The sequence below is a fragment of the Acinetobacter sp. WC-743 genome (genome assembly GCF_000335555.1).
GTDB classification, from domain to species: Bacteria; Pseudomonadota; Gammaproteobacteria; order Pseudomonadales; family Moraxellaceae; genus Acinetobacter; species Acinetobacter bereziniae.
Window position 1 is genome coordinate 1 of the sequence record NZ_AMFQ01000147.1, and the last position, 7,197, is coordinate 7,197.

Consider the following 7,197-nt stretch of genomic DNA (forward strand, 5'->3'; position numbering starts at 1 on the left):
TTTGTGATCCTAGACACTATCGTGGACAGTACTTCCCTCTAAATTCTTAAAATATTTCTGCTCAAAAGCTTCAGGGCTTAACCAACCATTTGCAGAATGCCTTCTGATTCGATTGTAGTAAACTTCAATATATTCAAACAAGACCGAATTTGCCTCTTTTCTTGTAGAAAATACACTGTCATGTACCACATGCCCTTTCAATGTATGGAAAAAACTTTCTGTTACTGCGTTATCCCAACAATTTCCCCTACGTGACATACTTTGTATTGCCTTATTTGTCAGTAATACAGCTCTGAAATCGCGACTGCAATATTGACTGCCTTGATCCGAATGAATCATCAAGCCTGTTGGATAACCCTGACGTGCAAGTGCATAGTTAAACGCATCACATACCAATTGACGATCTATTCGTGTACTTGTCTGCCAACCGACGATACGTCGGCTAAATAGATCTAGCATCACGCATAAATATAACCAGCCTTCCTTCGTTCGAATATACGTAATATCAGTCGTCCAGACCTTATTTGGCTCAGTTACAGTGAACTGTTGATCTAACAAATTTGGTGCTGTTGGCAAACGATGATTTGAATCAGTCGTATGCCTATATTTACGGGCAATTTTACTGTGTAATCCTAGTTTTTTAAGCATTCGACCTATTGTGCGCTCACTCATGCTGTAACCTAGGTCATGCATATCATGAACGAGGGATGGTGCACCTAAACGAGCGTGGTGCTGCCAATACACCGCTTGTAAATCATCATACTGCTTTGCTATACGTACCTGACGTTTTCTCCATGCATAGAACCCCGAAGTACTGACACCTAATTGTTTGCACAGTACAGTGACTTTAACCTTTTCCATTGCAAAGTCTTTGATTACCGTGTACTTCTCTTGCCTTGATCGGTGAGGAAATACACATGCACTTTTTTTAGTATGTCATTTGCCTCTTTGAGTTGTTTGACTTCTTTTTCTAGATCTAATATTCGCTGTTGCTCAGGTGTTAACTGACGTTTGCTTGATCCTTCTGGATTAGCAGTACGAATCCATTTATCAAGTGTCGAGTAACCAACACCAAGCTTTACCGCAATTGATGCTAATGATTCATGTGAGTTCGCAAGTGCATAATCAATTGCTTGCTGTTTAAATTCTGGACTAAAGCGTTTAGCCATGTGTACATCTCCAAAGTTAACGTTACATTATCTTCAGAGGGACAGTGTGTCCATTACTTTGGCTAGGATCAAATTCGCCAATTTAACCATCTTAATTACAACATCATGGCGTTTTTTATTCGGGTCAGCAGGCGTGGTCATTACAGATGCTAAAGTCGTACCCATTTTTTATTCCTTATTATTCTGTCCAAAATATTTTTTTAAATGTTGTTGTCTCAATTGATTTAATGAAATTAATCGTTGTTCCAACTCTTTTAAACTTTGCATTTCATAAATTTCTGAAGCATCAATATTTTTACTTTCCATATTTGGATAAAGTACAGAAAAACTCATACAATTTAACAACTCACCCGTTTCTCTATTTTCACTTTGATAATCCATCATATATTTTTCTAGTTCTGCTGAATTTTTCCAAATATCAGCGCGACAAGTATCCCAGTAGTAGACTGTTTTTAACTTAGCCTGCTCTTTGGTTAAAAAATAAGAATCAGGGTCATTTGTTTTAGGATAAAGTTTCGGATCGAATATTATTTGTTTAGCTTGATTATTGGTATCGATATACCAAGACCAATTAACCTCTTTGTCATAATCATACCCACCTCCACCAAAATAAGGCATATTAATTCGTTGTCCTTCTTTTGTAATTGTAATCCAATAAACATTGCGTTTATCGTAGTTCATTCCTCTTGTTAGGACATCATTTTTTGAGGCTTTTACTTTAATTAAGCCACTTTCAGGAACGGTTAGAGAGACACCTAAAGGGTCAGTTTTTAAGTCTTGCCCATCATCTTGATCAAATACAACAAACACAGGACCAATGAAGTTTTCAGGGATTAAAAAGACAATAGGCGGTTTCATAGAATCTCTTCCAAGGTTAATCAACTTGGCGATGATGACCAAGCCAACAAAAAGACAAATAATTAATATAATCAGCTTTTTTCTATTTAAATTAAATTTTCTAATCACTCTTCTTCCCATTGATGATTGATATCATCATCGCCTGAATATTTAAGTTCCAATTTTTCAGCTTCAGTTCCAGTTTGAACAAATTGAGTTTGTTGTTCTTCATCTAAATTAGCATTGAACTAATAACTATGTTTTGAATTAAATAGTTTAAAAGGTAAGTTTTTAATCTGTTTGTCACTGATTAAGTTAAATATCTGATATTACTTGCTTTTAATCCCTACCAACTTCTTAGTATCGGGCAACTTGCCTTTGTCATCAAACTTGGTTGGATAACGGTATCCTTCATGAATACGTCGAACTACAAAAGGTCTGTCAATGTCACCATTACAGAATTGGATCACGACCAACTCTCCAATCATTTTTTGGTTCGGGGAAATGTATATCCACAGCTTGAGTGTCAGCATGAATATACAGCTTATGGACTGCACCTCTTGAAAATATCCAAAAGAAGTAAAACTACTCCAAATTTATCCAACCTTTGATTTGTGACTCTTTTTCTTCTTTCCAAACTCTTTTTGAAAAAACTCCCCCAAAATCGACATCCATATTCCAAAAAGTTAATTTAAGTGCTAATCCTTGATCAAAGTGAATATAACCTTCTTTAGTTCGATTGGAATTTATTTCACCATTGGTAAAAGTCGTCGTAATTTTATTGTAGGGTATTAAATAACGAAAATTTCTTTCACTATTTGATTTTAATATAAAATAATATTTTGCTAATTCTTCAGGTGAAAAATCATTTTTAATTAGATATTCAGACTGTAATGCTAATCTAGTCCAACATGACTTTTCATGACATTGTGCACCTAAACGGACTTCATACCATATTTTATTTTCATTAAAAGGTTCTTCAAGATTAGCAATATCCCCCCAATGTGATGGATTAGAAAAAGTAACATCAAAAGGACCAACATTTTTTAAAGTTAGAATTACTTCCAAGCCTTCTTTTTTTGGAATAATATTGGTTGTTCCATAAAAATCAGCGAATTTAAATCTATCTTTTGAATAATAATTTTCAATTAGATCAATATAAAATTGACTTATTTTTTGACTATTTTTAGCTTGTTTAGTACTTCCATATTTTAAAAAATGCTCTAAATTCCAATCTCGAGTAATCTCTAAACCTTCTATAGTGCCAAATTTTTCCCTTTGTGTGTTAATATCTAATACATAAGAAAAACTCTTTTCTTTGTTTTTAGTTGCTAATAATTTTTCGACATAAGGCATTCTCAATAATTGATTAACTTCCTTAGTTTTTACCTTCATTGCTTCTGTTAGAGGTACTTTGAATATACCGAATTCATCACTTTTTACTGAAAATACATCAGTTAAATGATCAATAATAATATTATCATCATTACTAATTACAATAGTATTGGATGATGTTGACATTGGTGGGCTCAGTGTTTTTACAATATCAGTATATTTATGTTTAATCTTAAATTTTTCAGCATAATTCATTGTGGTTATTCCAAATAATAAAAAACAAAACGTAATTTTTTTTATTAATTTACTAATTTTTTGATTGTCCATCTCACACCTGTCTTTTTCTCAAAATACTGTCGAAATTGTTCATAATAATAAGAGGGAATGACTGGCATTTTCCCAGGTACTGCCGAAGACATGAGTTGACCATCTACTTGACGTTTCCAATCATCTTTTGGTTCAGGGAAATGTATATCTACAGCTTGAGTGTCAGCATGAATATACATCTTATGGACTGCACCCCCTCCCTCAAAATACTCATCAGGAAAACCAAATAAGTGTGCCGTTTCATGTAGAAAAACGGTGGTAGAATCTTGGGGACGTTCTTCTTGAACTAATATAGATGGTGAAGAAATCACATTTCCATTGATAACTTTAGTTTCTCCTTGTTTTGTATATCTTTCTTCTTTTAATTCAACCTCGCCCCAATTACTCTCATCCGCACGAGAAGCTGAAGGGTACAGATTGATATAATGAGCGACTGGGTTTTGCGGTTCACTTACCGGCTGCACTAGCATAGAAACATTCATAATGATTGGAACAACACAAGTACACCCACCTTCAATGTTACAATCCGTTGGTGTTAGGTAATAACCAGCATAATTCAGCAATTCATTTACTTTATCCTGTCTTTCTTGAATCAATCTAATGGTTTCTGTAGTAATTTCTCTATTAAGAATAGTGAATTTTTTAATATCTGTAGATTCTTGGTTTCTATAAGGATACTCCATTTTATCAGAATTCTTTACAACTTTTTTCGGTATAAAAATAAGTTTATGAGAAAAAATGAGGACATTTTTCTTAGAATCAAATTCAATATCAATATTTTTAGATCTCTCTCCATAATTATAAAAAGGAACAACTCGTTTTTTACCATTTTCTTCTATAGTTTTAAGTTTATCCGTATATATTGCTTTAGGATCATATTCAACAACACCCTCATAAGAACCATCAGCTTTGGTTCGATAATAACTCCCTGATAAACTTTCAAAACGCTTTTGTCGTTCGTTAAATGCTGGAATTTTGGTGCAAGTATGCCCTCGAATTTTTGAAAAATCTGGAGGTTGAACTTTTGGAAGTTTATTGATTGCAGGGGTATTGATATCTTCGCCCTTTGAGTTTGGATAGGGTGCATGACCTATAGTCATTATTATATTTTCTCCATTAATCACTATTTTTATCTTTTTGAGTATTATTATTCCCATAACGACCTTTTAAAGGGCAGGTATTATTAAAAGAACTAAATGGTAAAATTGGTAGAGAAACTGAAACTTTCTCACCACTCAAGAAATTCTGCTGTCCTGATTTCACTTCAAACAAACCACCTGTGGTTACAAACACACCTGAACCATTGAGCTTTAATTCAGTGCCATCACTAATAAATTTAATTTCTTTCGGACTAATGATATAAATCTTATCTTCAGTAGATATGATCTGAATGGCTTTACGCGCAATCAAATCCGCACCATCATTCTGAGCTTGTATTTCAACTTTGCCTTTGCCAGCATATAACCTTGCACCTTCCTGCGCTGCAAATAGACTAATCTTGTTTTGCGCATGTGCTACTACGCTCTTTTGCGTACTGAGGTTGATACTATCGCCCGCACTATGGCTAATTTGTCCATCTGCAGAGAGATGGATGTCTTGATTACTGCTAAGTGCAATTGAGTTTGGTGACGCCAATATCATAAGTGCTTGTTTAAATGCATCGGCTTGGCTTTTGGTTTGAGCTGTATCATCTTTTTCCAAGGCTGCAATAAAAGACTTTAAATGTTCCAAATTGTCTAAAGGATCAGTTTGTTGATGTTTGGCAACTTCACTTAAAGCTTTTGAATTGTTGAGACTATTTTCTAACTGACTTTTGGCTTCGGTTGTATCTAGATGATTACCTGATGCGCCATTTTGAGCGTGAGTACTCAGCAATAAGCCTTGTCCTGCACGTATTGCACCCCATTGATCAGTTCTTAGCTCAAAGCCTTCACCTCGCCCTTCACTTCTATCTGTCTCTTTTGGATGACTGAGGTTGCCAAGATTGAGTTGAGTTGCACCATGACTGCTGTGTAACTGACTGCTGATTTGGTTGGTGGTATCATCAAATCTCAGTTGGTTATAGCCACTACCCTGATATTCCTTGCTTTTAATCCCTGCCAACTTCTTGGTATCGGGTAACTTGCCTTTGTCATCAAACTTGGTTGGATAACGGTATCCTTCATGAATACGTCCCACCACAAAAGGTCTGTCAATATCCCCCGCAAAGAAGTCAACCACGACCAACTCTCCAATACGAGGTAAGAAGCGTGCTCCATAGCCTTCACCTGCCCACGGCGTGAGTACATCGACCCAAGCTGAGTCGGTATCATTGTCGTTCGCGCCTGCACCACCATCATGGCTGTGGTCTTCATTGCGGGTAAAGAGGAAGCGAACCTTGATACGTCCCCATTCATCCACATGAATTTCGTCTCCACTTGGACCAACCACTCTCGCTCGCATTGGATGAGCTGCGGGTCTTTGGGTTAAGGGATTATACTCAGGAACAACTGCTATATTACGTCGTTGTAGAATCACTGATTGGCTTGGCGTTCTTCTTTGTTTACGGTGAGATGGGGGCGTTGCCAATCACTTTGTTTTAACAAAGTTCGACTTGATGGCTCAAGTCTTTGGTAAATTATTTTGGTTATAAAAAGTTTTGGAATGATCAAGAACTGCTGATCGGCAGAATCTTTTAGCTCTAGGTTGGATGTCGGTTAAGCTCAAAGTGATAACCAACCTGCGCATCTCGTACCGTCGATATTGCCGTGAATTGTTTGGCTTGGGCATCGTAGTAGTTGCTGAGGTTTTGGTTAAAGCGTTCGATCTGACTGTTGCCTGATGGTGTTGCACCATCTTCCCCATTCAGTCAGGATCCATGCAGGGCTAAAGTGCCATACTTGTTCTAAGCCAGACTGGCGTTGTCGTACTGATCACTGTGCTGATGTTTGCTTTGTACATTGCCTGCACCTTCTTCGGTTTCAAGAATATCGGCTTGCCAACGGTGGATATGTACCGATGTCGGTTGGAGTGAACGTATACCTGTAAATGATGTAATCGTGTCTTGCTGTTCTACCGCGGAGCTGCGGTGAAAGCGGATGCTTCTGCGTTCTAACGCAGTGTATTGGCTGTTGTCATCAATTAAACGTAGTTTTTGGGCTTGGATCGGTGCTGAAATGTTAGCAACGTTCAGTTCGGCTTCATCAATCAACCAGCTTAAATTTTCACTTCTCATCAAACGAGTAAGTAGATCGTGGTCGCTTTCGTTCATCTGTATAATCAATGGACGAACATCGTAGTCTTTGGTCAGCCCAGTTTTATCTAAACTCAAACTAGCAGCAAACAGCGGACTTCTTTGCTGCCATTCTTTATGCAATATTTCAATGACTTGTATCACTGACTTATTCAGAAACACTCTACTATTACGGCGTTTATGCCACAGTGACGTCGCATCCTCAAGTTTGAGCTTATAGACCGTCAGTGCACCATCACTTTGTCCCTGTGCAGCTTCGGTAATGATGCCTGTGGTACGGAACAGTTGTCCTCGGTC

General features: G+C 36.9%; 5 protein-coding genes and 2 pseudogenes. All 7 read right to left on the reverse strand.

All coding sequences use genetic code 11. The features are described 5' to 3' along the window. Positions 1–9: 9 nt before the first annotated feature. A protein-coding gene (locus ACINWC743_RS21915) for an IS3-like element ISAbe12 family transposase (protein WP_085947547.1) occupies positions 10–1,169 on the reverse strand; the annotation gives its coding sequence in 2 pieces (ribosomal slippage) (positions 10–932 and positions 932–1,169; 1,161 coding nt in all). Between the two features lie 33 nt (positions 1,170–1,202). After that, on the reverse strand, positions 1,203–1,334 hold the full coding sequence (locus ACINWC743_RS25120) for a hypothetical protein (protein WP_009587035.1): 132 nt from the start codon (positions 1,332–1,334) through the stop codon (positions 1,203–1,205). Positions 1,335–1,337: 3 nt separating this feature from the next. Further along, a complete protein-coding gene (locus tag ACINWC743_RS21925; protein WP_227510956.1) occupies positions 1,338–2,135 on the reverse strand; it encodes a hypothetical protein in 798 nt (265 codons plus the stop codon). Between the two features lie 203 nt (positions 2,136–2,338). Next, positions 2,339–2,491: pseudogene (locus tag ACINWC743_RS21930) on the reverse strand (hypothetical protein); the annotation flags it as partial. A 100-nt stretch (positions 2,492–2,591) separates the two neighbouring features. Further along, complete coding sequence (locus tag ACINWC743_RS21935; RefSeq protein WP_009587030.1) at positions 2,592–3,668, reverse strand: hypothetical protein; 1,077 nt, start codon at positions 3,666–3,668, stop codon at positions 2,592–2,594. Beyond that, a complete protein-coding gene (locus ACINWC743_RS21940) occupies positions 3,641–4,792 on the reverse strand; it encodes a hypothetical protein (protein WP_151776102.1) in 1,152 nt (383 codons plus the stop codon). Before ACINWC743_RS21940 ends, ACINWC743_RS21935 begins: the two co-directional genes overlap by 28 nt. Next, positions 4,785–7,197: pseudogene (locus ACINWC743_RS21945) on the reverse strand (type VI secretion system Vgr family protein); the annotation flags it as partial. The pseudogene ACINWC743_RS21945 and the gene ACINWC743_RS21940, both read right to left, overlap by 8 nt.